The organism is Sphingobium sp. FW305-3-2-15-F-TSA7 (assembly GCF_058787155.1).
Window position 1 is genome coordinate 228,748 of record NZ_JBYSZM010000002.1, and the last position, 19,238, is coordinate 247,985.

The 19,238-nt window shown below is 66.1% G+C and carries 18 protein-coding genes; 14 read left to right on the forward strand and 4 right to left on the reverse strand.

The features are described 5' to 3' along the window. The first annotated feature begins 1 nt into the window (after position 1). The 11 genes from AC3WN8_RS02345 (at position 2) to AC3WN8_RS02395 (ending at position 10,665) form a co-directional block, all read left to right on the forward strand. Complete coding sequence (locus AC3WN8_RS02345; RefSeq protein WP_492667766.1) at positions 2-892, forward strand: enoyl-CoA hydratase; 891 nt, start codon at positions 2-4, stop codon at positions 890-892. Beyond that, positions 892-1,971 (forward strand): NAD(P)H-dependent flavin oxidoreductase, encoded by a 1,080-nt coding sequence (locus tag AC3WN8_RS02350; RefSeq protein ID WP_492667767.1) that lies wholly within the window; start codon positions 892-894, stop codon positions 1,969-1,971. The genes AC3WN8_RS02345 and AC3WN8_RS02350 overlap by 1 nt, the downstream gene beginning before the upstream one ends. A 3-nt stretch (positions 1,972-1,974) precedes the next feature. Next, positions 1,975-2,724 carry an enoyl-CoA hydratase family protein gene (locus AC3WN8_RS02355; RefSeq protein WP_492667768.1) on the forward strand — a complete coding sequence of 250 codons (750 nt, stop codon included), beginning with the start codon at positions 1,975-1,977 and terminating at the stop codon, positions 2,722-2,724. A 235-nt stretch (positions 2,725-2,959) separates the two neighbouring features. Next, entirely contained in the window at positions 2,960-4,114 is a 1,155-nt protein-coding gene (locus tag AC3WN8_RS02360; RefSeq protein ID WP_492667769.1) for an acyl-CoA dehydrogenase family protein, read from the forward strand. A 5-nt stretch (positions 4,115-4,119) separates the two neighbouring features. Then, positions 4,120-5,133 (forward strand): acyl-CoA dehydrogenase family protein, encoded by a 1,014-nt coding sequence (locus AC3WN8_RS02365; RefSeq protein ID WP_492667770.1) that lies wholly within the window; start codon positions 4,120-4,122, stop codon positions 5,131-5,133. A gap of 12 nt (positions 5,134-5,145) precedes the next feature. After that, positions 5,146-6,297 carry an acetyl-CoA C-acetyltransferase gene (locus AC3WN8_RS02370; protein ID WP_492667771.1) on the forward strand — a complete coding sequence of 384 codons (1,152 nt, stop codon included), beginning with the start codon at positions 5,146-5,148 and terminating at the stop codon, positions 6,295-6,297. A 5-nt stretch (positions 6,298-6,302) separates the two neighbouring features. Continuing rightward, positions 6,303-7,205, forward strand: a complete 903-nt coding sequence (locus AC3WN8_RS02375; RefSeq protein WP_492667772.1) for an SDR family oxidoreductase — start codon at positions 6,303-6,305, stop codon at positions 7,203-7,205. Position 7,206: 1 nt separating this feature from the next. Beyond that, positions 7,207-8,235: an acyl-CoA dehydrogenase family protein gene (locus AC3WN8_RS02380; protein ID WP_492667773.1), complete on the forward strand. Its 1,029-nt coding sequence runs from the start codon at positions 7,207-7,209 to the stop codon at positions 8,233-8,235. Continuing rightward, positions 8,232-9,413, forward strand: coding sequence for an acyl-CoA dehydrogenase family protein (locus AC3WN8_RS02385; RefSeq protein WP_492667774.1), 1,182 nt, complete (start codon positions 8,232-8,234; stop codon positions 9,411-9,413). The genes AC3WN8_RS02380 and AC3WN8_RS02385 overlap by 4 nt, the downstream gene beginning before the upstream one ends. A gap of 11 nt (positions 9,414-9,424) precedes the next feature. Then, positions 9,425-10,207, forward strand: coding sequence for an SDR family oxidoreductase (locus AC3WN8_RS02390; RefSeq protein WP_492667775.1), 783 nt, complete (start codon positions 9,425-9,427; stop codon positions 10,205-10,207). Next, entirely contained in the window at positions 10,204-10,665 is a 462-nt protein-coding gene (locus AC3WN8_RS02395) for a MaoC family dehydratase (RefSeq protein ID WP_492667776.1), read from the forward strand. Before AC3WN8_RS02390 ends, AC3WN8_RS02395 begins: the two co-directional genes overlap by 4 nt. A gap of 99 nt (positions 10,666-10,764) precedes the next feature. Here the strand turns inward: AC3WN8_RS02395 and AC3WN8_RS02400 are convergent, their stop codons facing one another. The 4 genes from AC3WN8_RS02400 to AC3WN8_RS02415 all read right to left on the reverse strand — a co-directional run bounded on the left by AC3WN8_RS02400 (position 10,765) and on the right by AC3WN8_RS02415 (position 15,048). Continuing rightward, complete coding sequence (locus AC3WN8_RS02400; RefSeq protein WP_492667777.1) at positions 10,765-11,571, reverse strand: SDR family NAD(P)-dependent oxidoreductase; 807 nt, start codon at positions 11,569-11,571, stop codon at positions 10,765-10,767. Between the two features lie 117 nt (positions 11,572-11,688). Continuing rightward, positions 11,689-12,813 (reverse strand): cupin domain-containing protein, encoded by a 1,125-nt coding sequence (locus tag AC3WN8_RS02405; protein WP_492667778.1) that lies wholly within the window; start codon positions 12,811-12,813, stop codon positions 11,689-11,691. Positions 12,814-12,855: 42 nt separating this feature from the next. After that, positions 12,856-14,157: an MFS transporter gene (locus AC3WN8_RS02410; protein WP_492667779.1), complete on the reverse strand. Its 1,302-nt coding sequence runs from the start codon at positions 14,155-14,157 to the stop codon at positions 12,856-12,858. A gap of 42 nt (positions 14,158-14,199) precedes the next feature. Beyond that, the gene (locus tag AC3WN8_RS02415; protein ID WP_492667780.1) at positions 14,200-15,048 is read right to left on the reverse strand and encodes a fumarylacetoacetate hydrolase family protein; all 849 of its coding nucleotides are present in this window, start codon (positions 15,046-15,048) and stop codon (positions 14,200-14,202) included. Positions 15,049-15,419: 371 nt separating this feature from the next. Between AC3WN8_RS02415 and AC3WN8_RS02420 the strand changes: the two genes are divergently transcribed. The 3 genes from AC3WN8_RS02420 to AC3WN8_RS02430 all read left to right on the forward strand — a co-directional run bounded on the left by AC3WN8_RS02420 (position 15,420) and on the right by AC3WN8_RS02430 (position 19,217). After that, on the forward strand, positions 15,420-17,240 hold the full coding sequence (locus tag AC3WN8_RS02420; protein ID WP_492667781.1) for an FHA domain-containing protein: 1,821 nt from the start codon (positions 15,420-15,422) through the stop codon (positions 17,238-17,240). Further along, positions 17,237-18,046 carry a 3-keto-disaccharide hydrolase gene (locus tag AC3WN8_RS02425; RefSeq protein ID WP_492667782.1) on the forward strand — a complete coding sequence of 270 codons (810 nt, stop codon included), beginning with the start codon at positions 17,237-17,239 and terminating at the stop codon, positions 18,044-18,046. The genes AC3WN8_RS02420 and AC3WN8_RS02425 overlap by 4 nt, the downstream gene beginning before the upstream one ends. Before the next feature lie 283 nt (positions 18,047-18,329). Then, positions 18,330-19,217, forward strand: coding sequence for a 3-keto-disaccharide hydrolase (locus AC3WN8_RS02430; RefSeq protein ID WP_492667783.1), 888 nt, complete (start codon positions 18,330-18,332; stop codon positions 19,215-19,217). Positions 19,218-19,238: the final 21 nt, after the last annotated feature.

The following is a 19,238-nucleotide window of genomic DNA, read 5'->3' on the forward strand; positions in this document are numbered from 1 at the left end:
CATGGCCGATATCGTCTACGAAACCGACGAACCCGTGCTCTACCGCGTCGAAAATGGCGTGGCCTGGGTCACGATGAACCGGCCGAGCTTCAACAACGCGCAGAATAGCCAGATGACCTATGCGCTCGACGACGCGTTCCGCCGCGCCGTCGACGATGACGAGGTGAAGTCGATCGTGCTTGCCGGCGCCGGCAAGCATTTCTCCGCCGGCCATGACATCGGCACGCCGGGCCGCGACGTCACGAAGAGCTTCGACCGCAAGCTGCTCTGGCCCGATCACACCAACAAGCCCGGCGCCGAATTCCTCTACACGCGCGAACAGGAAGTTTATCTGGGCATGTGCCGCCGCTGGCGCGACATGCCCAAGCCGACCGTCGCAATGGTACAGGGCGCATGCATCGCCGGCGGACTGATGCTCGCCTGGATCTGCGACCTGACGATCGCATCGGACGACGCCTTCTTCCAGGACCCCGTCGTCCGCATGGGCATTCCCGGCGTCGAATATTTCGCCCATGCCTTCGAATTGCCGCCGCGCGTCGCCAAGGAATTCCTGCTGCTCGGCGAACGCATGCCCGCTGCCCGCGCCTATGAGCTGGGCATGGTCAACCGCATCGTCGCGCGCGCCGACCTGGAAGCGGAGGCACGCCGCGTCGCCGAAAAACTCGCCGAGATGCCGCGCCTCGGCCTGTCGCTGACCAAGCAGGCGATCAACCATGTCGAGGATCTGCGCGGCAAGCGCACCGCGATGGATGCCGTTTTCCACATGCACCATTTCGCGCATGCCCAGAATGATCTGGTGACGGGTAACAGCCTGGCCGGGCTCACCGGCAAGTCGATGGCCGAAGCCAACAAGAGGGATGCCGCTGCGAAGAAGGACGGAGACGCCGGCTGATGGCCGATCCGCTCAACACCATCCTGACCGAGCGGCTCGGCTGCCGGGTACCGGTGATCCAGACCGCAATGGGCTGGATCGCGACGCCGTCGCTCGTCATCGCGTCGAGCGAGGCCGGCGCCTTCGGCTTCCTGGCGGGCGCGGTGATGCAGCCGGCGGAACTCGAAACCGCGATCCTCGCGGTCAAGCAGGGCACGCGCCGCCCCTTCGGCGTCAATTTCCATATGTTCCAGCCGGGCGCTGCCGAGATCGTCGAGATCATCCTGAAGCATGGCGACCAGGTGCGCGCGGTCAGCTTCGGGCGCGGCCCCGATGCGAAAATGATCGGGCGCTTCAAGGATGCCGGCATCCTCTGCGTGCCCACCGTCGGCGCGGTCAAACATGCGCAGAAAATGGTGCAGCTGGGCGTCGACATGGTGACGGTGCAGGGCGGCGAAGGCGGTGGCCATACCGGTTCGGTCGCCTCGACCGTGCTGCTGCCGCAGGTGCTCGACAGCGTGAAAATTCCGGTGATCGCGGCGGGCGGTTTCGGCGACGGGCGCGGGCTTGCCGCTGCCCTTGCCTATGGCGCGGTCGGCATCGCGATGGGCACGCGCTTCCTGATGACGCGCGAAAGCCCGATCCCCGACGTCACCAAGGCGCGCTACACCGCCGCCGGCACCGACGACATCCTCGTCTCGACCAAGGTCGATGGCATGCCCCAGCGCATGATCCGCAACGCGCTGCTCAACCGGATCGAGCGGTCCACCGGGATCGGCATCTGGCGGCGCGCGATCGAAAGCGGGCTGCAGATGAAGCGCCAGACCGGCGCGTCGTTCGGCGATCTGTTCAGGGCGGCAAAGGGCATGACCAGCCATGGTGGGCTCACCTTGCCCCAGGCGATGATGGCGGCCTCCGCGCCGATGCTGATCCAGAAGGCCGTGGTCGAGGGCGATCCCGATCACGGGCTGATGGCGACCGGGCTCGTCGCCGGGCGGCTCGGCGACCTGCCCGGCTGCGCCGACCTTGTCGCCGGCATCGAAGCGGAGGCGCGCGCGCGCCTCGCCGCCCTTTCCTCTTCCTCGCAAAAAATGGCCTGAACCATGCCGATCCATACCCAGATCAAGGACCGTATCGCGGAGATCGTCTTCGATCAGCCACCGGTCAACGCGTTCGACAGCACGATCTGGAACAGCCTACCCGCGATCATCCGCGAGGCCGGCAGCAATCCGGACGTCAATGTCGTGCTGATCCGCGCCGAGGGACGCGGTTTCTGCGGCGGCGTCGACATCAAGGAGATGCAGGCGCATCCTGAGCGCATCACCCTGCTCAATCGCGGCAATTTCCTGACCTTCAAGGCGGTGCGCGACTGCGAAGTGCCCGTCGTCACCGCCGTCCATAAATTCGTGATCGGCGGCGGCATCGGCATTTGCGGCGCATCGGACACGATCATCGCCGCCGACGATGCCTATTTCTCGCTGCCCGAGGTCGATCGCGGCGCGATGGGCGGTGCTTCGCATCTTTCGCGCATGCTGCCGCTGCACAAGGTGCGCGCCGCCTTCTTCACCGGCGGCAATATCCCGGTCGAAGAAGCCTATCGGCTGGGCGCGATCGAGAAGGTCGTGCCGCGCGAGGCGCTGGTCGAGGAGGCACGCGCCTTCGCCGCGATCATCGCCGGCAAGTCGCGCAAGGCGCTGGTCCTCGCCAAAGAAGCGCTGAACGGGCTCGAACCCCGCGACGTCGACCATGGCTATCGCTTCGAACAGGGCTTCACGCTCGAAATGTACATGCATGAGGACAGCCAGAAGGCGCGCGACGCCTTTGTCGAAACCGGCACGGTGGCGAAATTCTGATGCTGGGATCCGAACTTCCGAATTTTCGCATCCTCGCCCCCTTTAGGGGGAGAGGATACGAAGCCTTGGACCGGCGCAAGCCGGGCTTAGGCGCAGTTGGAGAGGGGGAGCGCGAAGCATCGCTTCGCGGGCGCGCTCCGCGCGCCATCCCCCTCACCCAGCTCCGACTAGGCAGCACGCTGCCAAGTCTGCGCAACCCTCTCCCCCTTCCAGGGGGCGAGGGGAAAAGGACGCGATGATGGATCTCGCCTACACTCCCGAACAACAGGCCTTCCGCGCCGAAGTCCGCGCGTGGATGGAGTCGAACGTTCCCCGCGCACCGCTCCTCACACTGGAGCGCGAGGAGGGCTATCGCCAGCATGTCGAATGGGAGCGCAAGCTCGCCTCCGGCAATTGGGGCATGGTCACCTGGCCGGAGGCCTATGGCGGGCGCGGACTCGACCTGATCCAGTGGCTGATCTTCGAAGAGGAATATTATCGCGCCGGTGCACCGCTGCGCGCCAATCAGAACGGCATCTTCCTGCTCGGCCCCACGATCATGGAGTTCGGCACCGACGAACAAAAGGCGCGCTTCCTGACGCCCATGGCCAAGGGCGAAGTGATCTGGGCGCAGGCCTGGTCCGAACCCAATGCGGGATCGGACATGGCGGCGATCACCAGCAAGGCGATCCGCGACGGCGATCATTATGTGATCACGGGCCAAAAGACCTGGTCGAGCCGTGCCAGCTTTGCCGACTGGGGTTTCGGCCTGTTTCGCACCGATCCGGACTCGAAGCGCCACAAGGGGCTGAGCTTCATCCTGTTCGATCTCAACGCCCCCGGCGTCACCCGTCGCCCGATCCGCCAGCTCCACGGTGATCCCGGTTTCGCCGAACTGTTCTTCGACGAAGTGCGCGTGCCCGTCGCCAACCGCATCGCCGGAGAAGGCGAAGGGTGGAACGTCGCGATGGCGACTGCGGGCTTCGAACGCGGGCTCATGCTGCGCTCGCCCGCCCGTTTCCAGGCGGCGGCGGCGCGGCTGGTGGCGCTGTTCCGCGCGCATCAGGACAAGGCATCGCCCGCCGCGCGCGAACAGGTGATGCAGGCATGGATGGATGCGCAGGCCTATGCCTACAACACCTATGCCGTCGCCTCGCAGATCATGGCGGGCGGCCATATCGGCGCGGAAGCGAGCCTCAACAAGATCTTCTGGTCGGAACTGGACCGCGCAATGCACCGCACCGCGATGCAATTGCTGGGCGCCGCCGCCGAGCTACGCCATCTGGACGATGGTGGGATCAATAGCTGGCTCGAAGGCTATATCTTCTCGCTCTCCGGCCCGATCTATGCCGGATCGAACGAAATCCAGCGCAACATCATCGCCGAGCGCCTGCTCGGGCTGCCGAGGTAACGGCCATGGATTTCACGATTTCGGAAGATCAGGCGACGCTGGCGCAGGGCGTTCGCGACTATCTGGCGGGCGTTCACGGCCCGGAAACGCTGCGCGCGCTCGATACCGAAGAAAGCCGCCGTTCCGATGCGGTCTGGCAGGGCCTCACCGAGATGGGCCTGCCGGGCCTGCTGGTTCCGGAAGCGCAGGGCGGGCTCGGCCTGTCGCTGCTCGACGGTGTCGGGATCGCGATCGAGCTCGGCCGCGCGGGCGTCGCCGAACCCATTGCCGATACCGCGCTGGTCGCCGCACCGTTGCTCGCGGCGGCCGGTGGACAGGATGCGTTGCTCGAACGCGTCGCTGCAGGCAGCGCGAAAGTGGCGCTCCAGCATCCCGTCAATCCCTGGACCGCCGATCTCGATGCCGCGAGCCATGTCCTGTCCGCAGATGGTGACGTCCTGCTGCTCGCCGAGCGCGGCGGCACGGTGCAGCCGCTCGACAGCGTCGACCCGCTCCGTCGCCTGTTCGTGCGCGCGGCGAGCAACGGCGCGGCCATCGGACCGGCAGGCGCGCTGCTCGATCACGCCGCGCTGATCGCCGCCGCGCAGCAGATCGGCATTGCCGAGGCCATGCTCGCCCAGGCGACCGACTATGCGAAGACCCGCACCCAGTTCGGCCAGCCAATCGGCAGCTTCCAGGCGGTCAAGCATCATCTGGCGAGCGCCGCGGTGAAGATCGCTTTCGCGCGGCCCGTGGTCCAGCGCGCGGCGATCGCGCTCGGCGAAGGCGCCACCCATGCTGCGGTCCATGTCAGCCACGCCAAGCTCGCCGCGTCCGACGCCGCCTGGGTGACCGCGGAGACCGCGATCCAGGTCCATGGCGCGATGGGCTATACCTATGAGGTCGACCTGCATTTCTGGATGAAGCGCGCCTGGGCGCTCGCATCCGCCTGGGGCGATCGCGCCTTCCATCTTGGCCGGATCGACGCCGCGGTGATCGGTGGCGCGCTTCCGATCGGCCCCGGCCACAGCTTCGCATAAGGAACCACAATAATGGCGGAAGCCTATATCATCGACGCGGTCCGCACGCCGATCGGGCGCAAGAAGGGCAGCCTGGCACAGGTCCACCCCGCCGATCTCGGCGCGCATCCGATCAAGGCGCTGATCGCCCGCACCGGCATCGACGCCAATCTGGTCGACGATGTCGTCTGGGGCTGCTGCGACACGATCGGGCCACAGGCCGGCGATATCGGCCGCACCGCCTGGCTGGTGGCCGGGCTGCCCGAACATGTGCCCGGCGTCACCATCGACCGGCAATGCGGATCCTCGCAACAGGCGGTGCATTTCGCGGCGCAGGGCGTGATGAGCGGCACGCAGGATCTGGTGGTCGCGGGCGGCAGCCAGGCGATGAACGCGATCCCGATCTCGGCGGCGATGTTCGCCGGCCAGCCCTATGGCTTCGACAGTCCGTTCCTGGGCTCGCCGGGCTGGCTCGCACGCTATGGCGACGAGGAAGTCAACCAGATCCGCTCGGCCGAGATGATCGCCGACAAATGGAACATCACCCGCGACGCGATGGAGGCGTTCGCGGTGGAATCGCACGGCCGCGCGCAGCGCGCGATCGACAATGGCTGGTTCAAGGCGGAGATCGCACCGCTCGACGGGCTCGACACCGACGAGACCGTCCGCCCCGGCACGACATTGGAGGGGCTCGCCGCACTCAGGACGGTGCGCGAGGGTGGCGCGATCACCGCCGGCATCGCCAGTCAGAATTGCGACGGTGCGGCAGCCCTGCTCATCGCCAGCGAAGCGGCGGTGAAGGCGCATGGCCTGAATCCGCGCGCGCGCATCCACCATATCTCGGTGCGCGCCGACAATCCCATCTGGATGCTGACCGGCCCGATCCCCGCGACCCGATATGCGTTGCAGAAGGCCGGCATGTCGGTCGACGATATCGACCTGTTCGAATGCAACGAGGCCTTCGCATCGATCCCGATGGCCTGGATGCAGGAACTGGGCGTGCCGCATGAGAAGGTCAATGTCCAGGGCGGCGCGATCGCGCTCGGCCATCCGATCGGCGCCACCGGCGCGCGGCTGATGACCACTTTGCTCGGCGCGCTCGAACGCACCGGCGGGCGCTACGGCCTGCAGACTATGTGCGAAGGCGGCGGCCAGGCCAACGTCACTATCATCGAAAGGCTCTAGGACCCATGGGTATCTGCGACGGGCGGACCGTCATCATCACCGGCGCGGCGCGCGGGCTCGGCCGCGCCTATGCGCTCGCCTTCGCCGTCGAAGGCGCCAATGTCGTCGTCAACGATATCGGCACCAGCCTGTCGGGCGAAGGCCGCGACACATCGGCCGCCGATGGCGTCGTCGCGGAGATCGTCGCGGCGGGCGGCAATGCCGTCGCCAATTACGAGGACATCACCGACTGGGATGCGGCGAAGCGCATCGTCGATGCCGCCGTGACGGCATTCGGCGACCTGCATGTCGTCGTCAACAATGCCGGCATCGTGCGCGACCGCATGTTCGTTTCCGCCACGCCCGAGGAATGGGACGCGACGATGCATGTCCATCTGCGCGGCCATTTCTGCGTCAGCCGCCACGCGGTCGATTATTGGCGCGGCCAGCAAAAGGCAGGCAAACCGGTCGATGCGCGCATCATCAACACCACCAGCGGCGCCGGGCTGCAAGGATCGATCGCACAAGCGGCCTATTCGACCGCCAAGGGCGGCATCGCGGCGCTGACGCTCGTCCAGGCCGCCGAGCTCGGCCGTTACGGCATCACCGCCAACGCACTGGCGCCCGCCGCGCGCACCCGGATGACCGAACAGGCTTTTGCCGACAAGATGGCGACGGTCGAAAGCGGTTTCGACGTACAGGATCCCGCCAATATCGCGCCCGCCGTGGTCTGGCTCGGTTCCGCTCAATCGCGCCACGTCACCGGCTGCGTCTTCGAACTGGAGGGCGGCCGCATCACCATCGAGGATGGCTGGAACCTCGGCCCCACCGTGGAGAAACAGGCGAAATGGGCGCCCGCCGATATCGGCGCGGCGGTCGACGGGCTGCTCGCCGCCCGCGCCGCGCCGCGCAAGGTGTGGGGCAGCTAGGATGCATTTCGCCTTCACCGACGAACAGGCGATGATCGCCGAAACGGCGAAGGCGTTCTTTGCCGAGAATGCGACAAGCGAACGCACGCGCGCCGCGATGGCGGCGGACGGCGTCGATCGGGCTCTGTGGCAGGCCTTCACCGGCGAACTGGGGTTGGCCGGGGTCGCGCTGCCCGAGGATCAGGGCGGCGTCGGGCTCGGCATGGTCGAATTCGCGATCCTGGCCGAACAGTCCGGCGGGCAGGTCGCCGCCCTGCCCTTTCTCTCCAGCCTCGGCCTTGCCGCCCCCGCCATCCTCGCGGGCGGCACGGACGCGCAGAAGAACTGGCTGCCGATGCTCGCGGCGGGCGAGGCGAGCGCGAGCTTCGCGATCCTCGACAATGGAAAGCTGCTCGCCCCTCATGGCGCGACCGTGGATCTGTTCGTCGTTTCCACGGGCACCGGCGCCGCGATCGTCCGCCGCGACACGCCGGGGCTGACGGTCACGCCGCTCACCTCGATGGACCAGACACGCCCCTATGCGCGGATCGACATCGGCGATGCCATGCTCGATCCGCTCGCCGATCCGCGCGCCGCGATCTCGGCCGCACTCACCAGCGGCTGGCTCGCCATCGCCGCCGACGCATTGGGCGGCGCGCAGGCCTGTCTCGACCGCACCGTTGCCTATGCGCTGGAGCGCGCCCAGTTCGGCCGCGCGATCGGCAGTTTCCAGGCGGTCAAGCATCGGCTCGCCGATATGATGGTGGCGATCGAGCAGGCGCGCTCGGCGGTCTATTGGGCCGCTTGCGCGATCGACGAAGGGTCGGACGAGGCGGCGTTCGCCGTGCATGCCGCCAAGGCCTTTGCCTGCGACACCTATCATCATTGCGCAGGCGAAATGATCCAGCTCCATGGCGGGATCGGTTTCACCTGGGAGCATGACGCGCATCTCTATTTCAAGCGCGCGCGCAGCAATGCCAGCCTGCTCGGCACGCCCGACTGGCACCGCGAACAGATCGCGCAGCTCGCCGGACTGGACGAAGCGGCATGAGGCTCGGCTTTGCCCCCGAAGAAGAGGCGTTCCGTGCGGAAGCCGCTGCCTGGCTCAAAGCCGAGCTCAACGGCCCCTTCGCCGACGTCCGTGGCCTCACCAGCCTGACCGACGCACCCGAGCGGCGACGCGACTGGGAAAAGCGGCTGGGCGAAGCGGGCTGGAGCTGTGTCGGCTGGCCGAGCGCCTATGGCGGCCGTGACGCGACCTTGGCGCAGCAGGTGATCTTCGCCGAGGAATATGCGCGCGCGGGCGCCCCGCCCCGGCTCAACCATATCGGCATCGAGCTGGCTGGCCCCACTATCCTCGCCTTCGGCACCGAAGCGCAAAAGGCGCGTTTCCTGCCCGCGATCGCGCGCGGCGAGGAGATCTGGTGCCAGGGCTATTCTGAGCCCGGCGCCGGTTCCGATCTTGCCAATGTCCGCACAAAAGCGTGGCGGGACGGCGATGACTGGGTGATCGAGGGTCAGAAGGTCTGGACCAGCCTGGCGCAATTCTCCGACTGGATCTTCGTGATCGCGCGGACGGAAGAGGGTTCGAAGGGGCCGAAGGGCCTGTCCTTCCTGCTCGTGCCCGTCGACCAGCCGGGCGTCACCGTTCGCCCGATCCACCAGATCACCGGCGAGGCCGAATTCAACGAGACCTTTTTCGACGCCGCGCGCACGCCGGCCGCCAATATCCTGGGTGAGCCCGGACATGGCTGGGCGGTGGCGATGGCGCTGCTCGGCTTCGAGCGCGGTGTTTCGACGCTCGCGCAGCAAATGGGCTTCCGCAACGAGCTGAACGCGGTGATCGCCGCCGCGCGCGCCAATGGCGAGGCCAGGAACCCGCTGATCCGCCAGCGCATCGCCCAGGCGGAGATCGGGCTGAAGCTGATGCGCTATGGTGCGCTGCGCATGTTGAGCGATGCCGAGGGCGGCACGCTCGGCACCTCTGCGCTCACTTACAAGATCCAATGGGCGACATGGCGGCGCGATCTGGGCGAGCTGGCGATGGACGTACTCGGCCTGTCCGGCGAGACCGTCGAAGGGCATGACTATGCCTTTCCGATGCTGCCCAATCTGTTCCTCTATTCGCGTGCCGACACCATCTATGGCGGCACCAACGAGATCCAGCGCAACATCATCGCCGAGCGCGCGCTCGGCCTGCCGCGCGAACCGCGCGGCGACCTCAAGTGAAGGAACCGATCGTGGCAAGACCCGCCCCCGACTATCCCACGCCGACCGGCCTGCTGAAGGGCAAGACCATGCTGATCACCGCCGCGGCGGGAAGCGGCATCGGCGGCGCGGTGGCGCAGCGTGCGGCCGAGGAAGGCGCGACGCTGTTCCTGTCCGACATGCATGAACGCCGGCTGGGTGAAACCGCCGACCGGATCGCCGCGCTGGGCTTTGCCCGCCCCGGCACATTGGTGTGCGACGTCACCGACGAGGCACAGGTGCAGGCGCTGGTCGCCGCCGCGATCGCGGGCATGGGCCATGTCGATATCCTGATCAACAATGCCGGGCTGGGCGGCGCGGCGCCGGTGATCGAGATGACCGACGATCAGTGGCACAGGGTGCTCGACGTCACGCTGACCAGCGTGTTCCGGATGACGCGCGCGATCCTGCCGCACATGTATACGCGCCAGGCGGGGGCGATCGTCAACAACGCCTCGGTGCTCGGCTGGCGCGCACAGAAGCTGCAGGCGCATTATGCCGCGGCCAAGGCCGGGGTGATGGCCTTCACCCGCTGCTCCGCGCTCGAAGCCGCCGAACAGGGCGTGCGCATCAACGCGGTCTCGCCCAGCCTCGCCATGCATGCGTCGCTCTCCAAGGTCACGCCGCCCGGCCTGCTCGAGGAACTGACCGAGAAAGAGGCATTCGGCCGCTATGCCGAACCCTGGGAAGTGGCGAACGTCATGCTGTTCCTCGCCAGCGATCTGTCCTCCTACATGACCGGCGAAGTCGTCTCGGTCTCGAGCCAGCAGGCATGAGCGCGCGCATCTTCGAGACGCCGGCGGACCTGCTCGGCGCGGTCGGCGAGCGTTTCGGCCCCTCCACATGGGTGACGATCGAGCAGGAGCGCATCGACCTGTTTGCGCGCGCCACCGACGATCATCAATGGATCCATGTCGATCCCGAGCGCGCGAAGGACGGCCCGTTCGGCGGCACGATCGCGCACGGCTATCTGACGATGAGCCTGGTCAATCGCTTCCTGCCCGAACTGATCGAAGTGCGCGGCGTCGCGATGGGGATCAATATCGGCACGGACACGCTCCGCTTCCTCAATCCGGTCCGCGTCGGCAGCCGCATCCGCGGGGTCGGCGAACTGGTCAAGGCCGAGGAAGCCAAGGGCGGTATCCAGGCGGTGCTGCGCGTGACCGTCGAGATCGAGGGCGTCGAGAAACCCGCCTGCGTCGTCGACACGATCAGCCGCTTCTATCCCGTTTAGCGCCCCTTCTTGTCATTCCCGCGCACGCGGGAATCCAGGAGATGTCGATCATCAAGCTCTATGACACTGGCTTCCCGCGTACGCGGGAATGACAAGACTTCAAATCCCGTAGCCGCCGGAAACCGCGATCTGCTGGCCGGTGATATAGGCGGCTTTCGATGACGCGAGGAAGACCGCGGCATAGCCGATCTCTTCGGGCCGCCCCCAGCGCTTGATCGCCAGATTCTTGCGCGCATCGGCGGTCCATGCCGCATCGAAGACGCCCTGTTCGGTCAGCTCGAGAAACATGCCCGCCTCGATCACACCGATCAGGACGGTGTTCGCGCGGATGCCATATCGGCCTTCCTCGCGCGCGAATCCCTTCACCAGCGCCTCGTTCGCCGCCTTGGGCGCCACCGAAAGCCCATCCTTGGGCGGCCAGCGCAAATCGCCGGACGAACCGAGATGGACGATCGAACCGCCCCCCGCCCCGCGCATATGCGAGATGACGGCGCGGGCTGCGTTGAAGAAGCCGTGCACCTCGACATCGATGGCACGGCGCCATTGTTCGGCGGTGACGTCGGACAGATAGGCCTGATCGACAAGCGGCCCGGCCGCCCACACCATCGTATGGATCCGTCCATGTTCGGCAATCGCATCGGCGACCGCCACCGCCATTGCAACCTCGTCGGTCACGTCGCAGCGATGCAGGCTGGCAGTCCGCCCGATCGCCCCGATCGTCTCACGCAGATCATCGGCGCGACTCTGGTTGGAACGATATGCGATCGCGACATCGCTTCCCGCGCGCGCGAATTCGGTGGCCACGGCACTGCCGATGCCACCGGTCGCGCCGAATATCAGCGCTGCGCCTTCGTCGAAATCGTTGGTCGCCATCGCCTGTTGGCAGGCGTCGGTTCGCGAATTCATCGGCAATCAAGGCTCCTGCAAACATTTGGAAACGCTATCTTTGCTGGCACGTGCGGTGCTGGCAATGCATTTCGACTATGACGCTGCAATTGCCTTACGGATGCCCGGCGATAGGCTCTAGCGCGGCTCGCCGAAACTCCGCGCAATCTCCCCATCTCGCGTTCGGCGATCCTCGACCAGATGGCCGAGCGCCCTCAGCGCGGGCGCGTCGCTGACCGAATAGAGTACCGAATCCGCGCTGCCGTTGCGGTGGCTGTGCCATGCCCAGCCGGGTACGACGATCACGTCATTGCGCTGCCAGTCGAGTTCGACGCCATCGGCGATGGTGGTGCCGCTCCCCTCCAGGCAGACGAAGATCCGGGCAGCGGTCGTGCGCTGTTCGAGCGTGCGTTCGCCGGCACGCAGCATCTGCATGTGCACGCCCAGGGTGCGCAATACGCTGCCCCCGGTTTCAGGGCTGTAATATTCGACGATGACGCCGTCATGCGGCGATCCCTCGTCGTCGCGCAGCCGTTCGAGCAAGGCGCGCGTCGGTTCGTATTTGTAGAGGAATTGCGGCGATCCGCTGCCGCGCGCGACACGGTGCGACACCCAGTCGGGGCGCACGCCGCCGACGCCATAGGCATTGGCCGACCAGTCGACGCGCGGCTTCACCGTCTGGTATTTCTTCGCCACGCGCTGCCCGTCGACGATCTCGGCATAGTCGTTGAAGAAGAAATTGGTGCCCATCGTCCGGGTGAATGGCAGGTCGAGCGTGTCGAACCACATCACCGGTCCGTCGCCTTCATTGCCCGTCTCGTGCCAGGCCCCGCTGGGATTGGTGACGACGTCGCCGCGCTCCAGCGCGCTCTTGTCGCCCTCCACCGTGGTATAGGCGCCATTGCCCTCCAGCATCACGCGCGTCGCCGCGCCGACATGGCGATGCACCGGGGAAAGCTCGCCCGCCGGGATCACCTGGACGCCGCCGAACAGCCGGCGCGTGATCGTGCCGCTGCCGGGCAGACCGGGATTGGAGAACATCAGATTGCGCCGGTCGGCCTCCTCGATCGGGATCACTTCGGTCGCGGCAAAGCCCAGCGGCGAGAAATCGGCATAGCGCCAAATGCCCGGCCGTTCGGGATTTTCGGGCTCGAACGATTCATAGTCGTGCTTGAGCTTCCAGAAGCCGACAATGTCCTGCCGGCCGAGCGCGTCGCTCAGCGTCTCGCGATCGGTGATCTCGCTGATGGGATTGGTCGACATATCCGTCTCCTGTTCGTTCGATAGCATGATTTGAGACTGTCTTCAGCCCGCCGCCGGCGCCGCTTCGCCCGCCGCATTGCGCGGCGCGATCAGCAGCCCGATCAGGCTGAGCGCGCCGCAGGCCGACAGATAGAGGCCGACGGGCATCAGCCCCCCGCTCTGCGCCATGCTCTGCGCGGCATAGGGTGCCAGCGCCCCGCCCAGGATCGCCCCCAGGTTGAACGCCATCGACGCGCCGGTATAGCGCACCCGTGCAGGGAACAGGCCGGGCAGCCACGCGCCGAGCGGGCCATAGGCCAGCCCCATGCAGAGCAGCGCAATCGACAGATGGATGAAGGTCAGCCCGATCGAACCGCTTTCGATCAGCGGCGCCATCAGCGGCCCGGCAAGCGCCAGCGTGCCGATACAGCCGGCCATCAGCACCGTACGCGGCGAGAAACGATCGGACAGCATGCCCGACAGGACGATGCCGACCGCAAGAAAGACGGTTGCGCCGATCTGCGCCAGCAGGAATTCGTTGCGGCCATAATCGAGCGCGGTCGTGCCATATCCGAGCAGGAAAGCCGTCGCCATGTAGAAGATCGCGAAACAGGCGATGCCGCCCAGCGTGCCGCACAAAGTCGGGAACAGGTGATGGCGGACGACGGTCGCGATCGGCACCGCCTCGGGCGGCGCTTCTTCCAGCGCCGCGGCGAACGCCGGCGTTTCGGTGAGTTTCAGCCGCACCCACAGGCCGATACCGACGAGCAGCGCGCTGCCCAGGAACGGGATGCGCCAGCCCCAATCGTGCATCTGTTCGGTGGTGAGGCCCAGGCCGAGCAGCAGGAACATGCCGTTCGCCGCGATGAAGCCGATCGGTGCGCCCAGTTGCGGCACCATGCCGAAGCGGCCGCGCCAGCCCGGCGGTGCATTCTCGACCGCGAGCAGCGCCGCCCCGCCCCATTCGCCGCCCAGGCCGAGGCCCTGGCCCAGCCGCAACAGGCAGAGCAGCAGCGACGCCCACCAGCCGATGTCGTGATAGGTAGGCAGGAACGCGATCAGCACGGTCGATCCGCCCATCAGCAGCAGGGACGCGACCAGCGTCGATTTGCGTCCGATCCGGTCGCCGAAATGGCCGAACAGGATCGCGCCGACCGGTCGCGCGATAAAGGCGAGGCCGAAGCTGGCATAAGCCGCCAGCAACTGGGCGGACGGCGACGAGGATGGAAAGAAGAGCGGGCCGAAGAACAGGCTGGCCGCGACCGCGTAGATGAAGAAATCATAGAACTCGACGGCGGTGCCGACCAGGCTGGCCAGCAGCACCCGGCGTTGCTCCGGCGCGGACGGCGCCACCTGGCTCTGCATCTTCCCCTACCCCTTATGATGAATGCGGTCGTTGCGCCGTGATCATTGCAGGACGTTGCTGAGCCTCCCCAGCCCGTCGATCTCGATCGTCACCCGGTCGCCGGGGTTCAGATAGCGTGGCGGATCGAAGCCGATGCCGACGCCCGCGGGCGTGCCCGTCGCGATCACGTCGCCGGGCTGCAACGTGATGCCGGCGGACAGTGCCGCGATCAGCGTCGGGATGTCGAAGATCAGGTCGGCGGTGTTCGCGTCCTGGCGCAACTCGTCATTGACCCAGCAGCGGACATTGAGATTTTCGGGGTCGACCTCGTCGGCGGTCACCAGCCACGGCCCCATCGGGCAGAAAGTGTCGAGCGACTTGCCGATCAGCCATTGCTTGTGCGTGGACTGCAGATCGCGCGCCGTCATGTCGTTGACGATCATATAGCCCCAGACATGATCATAGGCGTCGGCCTTGGAGATGCCGCGGCCGCCCTTGCCGATCACCACCGCCAGTTCGGCCTCGTAATCCACCTTGTCGCTGACGCCGGCCGGATAAAGCATCGGCGCACCGTTCGCGATCACGCATTCGGGCAGTTTGGAAAAGACGATCGGCGCGGTCGGGATCGCTTCGCTGGCGTCCTTGGCCGAACTGTCGAAGCCGCTTTTGGTGAATTCATGGGCGTGGGCGTGATAATTCTTGCCGACGCAGAAGATGTTGCGCGCCGGACGCGGGATCGGTGCCAATATCTCGACCGACGACAGCGCGATACCCTCGCCCGAAGCCGACGGTAGGGTTCCTGCACGCACCAGCGAAAGCATGTCGGTTTCCAGCGGAAACGCCCTGCCCGCAGCCTCGTCGATGATCGCGGCGACCGACGCGCCGCCATGCCTGATCGTTGCCAGCTTCAAGTCACTCTCCCGATATCGGTGATGGTTCGGGACATGGCGGTATCCGAAGCGGCGAAACTGCCTGTCGACATCGGCTTGCCATCATGCTCCCTCCCCCGGCCCGTCTACGCGGGCGCGGACTCCTCCAAGCATGGAGCGTGCCAAGCCGGATGCGCCGGTGAATGCCGCATCATGGCCGTTTCCCCGGCACGCACGCTGTCACCTTTCTGATCCAGGTAACAGCCAGCTCGCCACAGGTGACATCAACCAGGGGCCCGAAAATCCCTGCTCGATCGTGGCATGGCGCGCCGGCGGGTCTTGGCACAGTCCATGCATCGTGTTGCCTCGAACCCGCACAGACGGGATCGAGGTTCACGCGGAGGGGGCAATCGATGAAGCCGCAGACAGCAGCCATTCTCGTCGCATTATCGACATCGGCGTTTTTTACCCCGCCCGGCTTCGCCCAAGCGGGCAAGCCCCAAACCGGAAAGCCCGCGGTCGACAAGGTCATGGCGCACAATGATCGCGCGCGATCGGGCTGGAACGCGCAGGAACGCGTGCTGACCCCCAACAACGTCGCGGGCGGCACTTTCGGCGCGGTCTGGTCCTCGCCGCAGCTCGACAGTTTCAACGGTCAGCCGCCGCGCATGTTCGCGGCACCGCTTTACCTTCACGCGCTCAAGCTGACCGGCGGGCAATATCGCGGCAAGACGCTCGCCGCCGCCATCGTCACCACCACCACCGGCTATGTCTACGCGATCAGCACCGCCGCGTCGGGGACGATCCAGCCGGGCACGATCCTGTGGAAGACCCGCCTGACCGAAGCGCCCTGCAACAAGGGTGCGATGGGCAATTACGGGACGGGCATCATCGACCCCAAAACCGGCCGCCTCTATGTGACGAGCTGCAGCAATCAGAGCGGCGAACAGGGCAGGAATATGTGGAGCGCCCATGCGCTCGATATCCGCAACGGCCAGCAGCTCACCGGCTGGCCGGTGGCGCTCAGCCAGACGATGATCGACCAGCCGTCGCTCAACCGCAACGGCAACCGGACGTGGAAAATGGGCCAGCCCTATCGCTACGTCCAGCGCGGCGCGCTCAATCTCAGCGCTGACGGGTCGCGCCTCTATCTCGCCTTCGGCGCCGATGCGGTCGGCTGGATGCTCGTGCTCGACACCAATGCCCGGAAAGTCGCCTCCGCCTTTTCGGCCACCCCCGACGACATCCAGGACGGCGGCGGCATGTGGGCGCAGGGCGGGCCCGCGCTCGACGATCAGGGCCGGCTCTACGTCACCACCGGATCCAACCTCTATGACGGCATCAAGCTCGGCTTCGAAAGCATGCATGCCGACAAGGAGAATAGCTGGTCGCATTCGATCCTTCAGTTCGAGGATGATCGCGCCGCCGGGCTGAAACTGACCGGCACCTATACACCGTACAATTACTGCCAGGCCGGCAAGGCCGATATCGATATCGGCAGCAGCCCGGCGATCGTCGTCGACCTGCCCGCCGGCACCTCCGCCACGCCCCGGCTGCTCACTTTGGGCGGAGGCAAACAGGGCAATATCTATCTGCTCGATCGCGACCACATGCCCGGCGGCCTCACCAAGCGCCAGCCCTGCTCGCTCGATCCGGCGACCGATCTGTCGCTGCTCTCACCCGACATCCAGCCCGAATGGAAACGGCGCGGCCCGATCAATCTCTTCAAGCCCTTTTCCGACGAATATGGCGCCTATGACCAGGCCAAGAGCCGGACATCGGCCTCTTATTATCGCGACGATGCGGGCGCGACCTGGATCTATGTGTCGGGCGCCAGCAAGAAGGGCGAATTCTTCAACACCAGCACGCCGCCGGGCCTCGCCAAGGTCAAGGTGGTGACCAGCCCCAACGCGCCCGCGCATCTGAAGGTCGATACGCTCGAAATGACGCTGACCTTCCACAATCCGGGATCGCCCGTCATCAGCAGCAATGGCGGCCGCGACGCGATCATCTGGATGGTCGATCAGAATGCCGCGCGCACCGTCAGCCTCTACGCCGCCAAGCCGCCCAGGCCGATCCTCTATGCCTTCGATGCGGTCAGCCTGAAACCGATCTGGAAAAGCACCGAGGGAGAACTGTTCCCGACCGGAAATTACGGCGAACCGACGGTGGTCGACGGCCTTGTGCTCGTCGGGACCGACCGGCTCCAGGCCTATGGCCTGAAAGCGAAATGACGCGGCGCCGCGTACCCTGGATAGCGGCGGCAACCATGCTGGTCGCCGGGATGGCAGTGCCGCTCCACGCCGAAGCGCCCAGGGGCTTCACGTCGCTGTTCGACGGCAAGAGCCTCAAGGGATGGCGCGGCGATCCCACGCTCTGGTCGGTGCGCGACGGCGCGATCACCGGCGGGTCGGACCAGCCCATCCCGAAAATGTCGTTCCTGATCAACGACCGCGTCTATTCGGATTTCGAACTGCATCTGCGATTCCGCTTCGAGAAGGACGGCAATTCGGGCGTCCAGTTCCGCAGCGCGGTCAGCGACACCGGCCCCTATATGGTTGCCGGTTACCAGGCCAATGTCGTCCCGCCCGACCAGCTCGTCCGCTATGCGATGCTCTACGACAATCTCGGCCGCAACGAGATCGGGCTGCTCAGCGAGAAGGTCGAGATCGGCGTTGCCGACGGTAAACCATCCCGCATGATCAAGGCGTCGGTCAATCCGGTCGCCGCCTTGCTCGCCGGCTATCGCCCCTATCCGCAATGGAATGACTATGTCGTCATCGCCTATGGCGATCGCATCGTCCACGCGATCAACGGCCAGCTTGCGCTCGATGCGGTGGACAAGGATCCCAAGGGCGCGCGCAGCGGAATCTTCGCGCTGCAGCTCGATTTCGGCAAGCCGATGCGGGTCCAGTTCAAGGATATCGCGGTGAAGCGGCTCAAGGCGCCGCCCCGGATCGACGGCCGCTTCGTCTCGACGCCCGGTGCGCCCGAAACGACGCCCGCCATTCCCAAAAGACCACCCAAGCCACCGCAATGAGGCACTTCGGTATCCCCCACCCTCTCCTCCCCATCTCAGATGGGGAGGGGGACCACGCTGCGAAGCGGCGTGGTGGAGGGGAAATGCGATATCGTGGCTTCGCAGGGTTCTGGAGCGATCTGCCCCTATCATTTCCGACAAACGCGGCATCGACGGACGCACCGCATTTCCCCTCCACCACTCCGGCTCACGCCGGAGCGGTCCCCCTCCCCGCGCTGAAGCGCAGGGAGGAGAAGCTTGCCCCGAACCAAATACTCGCATCACGAGAAGACAGGAGAGACATATGACCGGCACCAGGCACGGATATTGGAAACTTGCCGGGCTGACGGCGCTTGCGCTGACCACGATCGCCCCGCTCCACGCTCAGAAATCATCCCCCGCAAAATCGACCGCGGTCCCCGCCGGCTTCACATCGCTGTTCGACGGCAAGAGCCTCAAGGGCTGGCGCGGCGATCCGACGCTCTGGTCGGTACGCGACGGCGCGATCACCGGCGGGTCGGATGCTCCGATCGCTGCCAACACCTTCCTGATCCTCGACAAGCCCTATGCCAATTTCGAGATCCGCTTCAAATATCGCTGGCTGTCGGCCGAGGGCAATTCGGGCCTGCAATTCCGCAGCGGCCAGATGGAGGGCAATCACGTCCTCACCGGACTGCAGACCAACGTCACCCCCACCAGCGTCCCGCCCGAGCGCTTCGGCATGCTCTACAACGAAACCGGCGATCGCCAGGAAATGGCGCTGCTCGGTCAAAAGGCGGTGATCACCCGGCGCAGCGCCAATGGCGCGGGCACCGGCCGCGTCGTGCGGACGGTGACGGGCATGCTCAACGACCGCGCGGCGATCATCGGCTCGATCCGTCCCAATCCCGAATGGAACGAAGTCGTGCTGATCGCCTATGACAATCGCATGGTCTCCGCGATCAACGGGCTGCTCGCCTATGATGCGCTCGACAACGATCCCGTCGGCAAGCGCGACGGCCTGTTCGGCATCCAGCTCCACAAGGGGCCGTCGATGTGGATCCAGTATAAGGACATCGTGATCAAGCCACTGACCGCGATGCCTGCGATCGACGAGCGCTTCAAATCCACCCCGAGCGCCGCGCCCGCCCCGACCAGGACATACAAGGATTCGACGCGGGCCGCGCTGCCCGACGTCGCCCTTCCGGAATAGGAGCCGCCCCCGGTCGTGGCC

Bases quoted from the DNA above. Each gene is read 5' to 3' on its own strand.
- AC3WN8_RS02350 (WP_492667767.1), top strand. From the start codon at position 892: ATGGCCGATCCGCTCAACACCATCCTGACCGAGCGGCTCGGCTGCCGG.
- AC3WN8_RS02405 (WP_492667778.1), bottom strand. From the start codon at position 12,813: ATGTCGACCAATCCCATCAGCGAGATCACCGATCGCGAGACGCTGAGC.
- AC3WN8_RS02345 (WP_492667766.1), top strand. From the start codon at position 2: ATGGCCGATATCGTCTACGAAACCGACGAACCCGTGCTCTACCGCGTC.
- AC3WN8_RS02425 (WP_492667782.1), top strand. From the start codon at position 17,237: ATGACGCGGCGCCGCGTACCCTGGATAGCGGCGGCAACCATGCTGGTC.
- AC3WN8_RS02385 (WP_492667774.1), top strand. From the start codon at position 8,232: ATGAGGCTCGGCTTTGCCCCCGAAGAAGAGGCGTTCCGTGCGGAAGCC.
- AC3WN8_RS02430 (WP_492667783.1), top strand. From the start codon at position 18,330: ATGACCGGCACCAGGCACGGATATTGGAAACTTGCCGGGCTGACGGCG.
- AC3WN8_RS02355 (WP_492667768.1), top strand. From the start codon at position 1,975: ATGCCGATCCATACCCAGATCAAGGACCGTATCGCGGAGATCGTCTTC.
- AC3WN8_RS02410 (WP_492667779.1), bottom strand. From the start codon at position 14,157: ATGCAGAGCCAGGTGGCGCCGTCCGCGCCGGAGCAACGCCGGGTGCTG.
- AC3WN8_RS02370 (WP_492667771.1), top strand. From the start codon at position 5,146: ATGGCGGAAGCCTATATCATCGACGCGGTCCGCACGCCGATCGGGCGC.
- AC3WN8_RS02420 (WP_492667781.1), top strand. From the start codon at position 15,420: ATGAAGCCGCAGACAGCAGCCATTCTCGTCGCATTATCGACATCGGCG.
- AC3WN8_RS02400 (WP_492667777.1), bottom strand. From the start codon at position 11,571: ATGAATTCGCGAACCGACGCCTGCCAACAGGCGATGGCGACCAACGAT.
- AC3WN8_RS02375 (WP_492667772.1), top strand. From the start codon at position 6,303: ATGGGTATCTGCGACGGGCGGACCGTCATCATCACCGGCGCGGCGCGC.
- AC3WN8_RS02365 (WP_492667770.1), top strand. From the start codon at position 4,120: ATGGATTTCACGATTTCGGAAGATCAGGCGACGCTGGCGCAGGGCGTT.
- AC3WN8_RS02395 (WP_492667776.1), top strand. From the start codon at position 10,204: ATGAGCGCGCGCATCTTCGAGACGCCGGCGGACCTGCTCGGCGCGGTC.
- AC3WN8_RS02360 (WP_492667769.1), top strand. From the start codon at position 2,960: ATGATGGATCTCGCCTACACTCCCGAACAACAGGCCTTCCGCGCCGAA.
- AC3WN8_RS02380 (WP_492667773.1), top strand. From the start codon at position 7,207: ATGCATTTCGCCTTCACCGACGAACAGGCGATGATCGCCGAAACGGCG.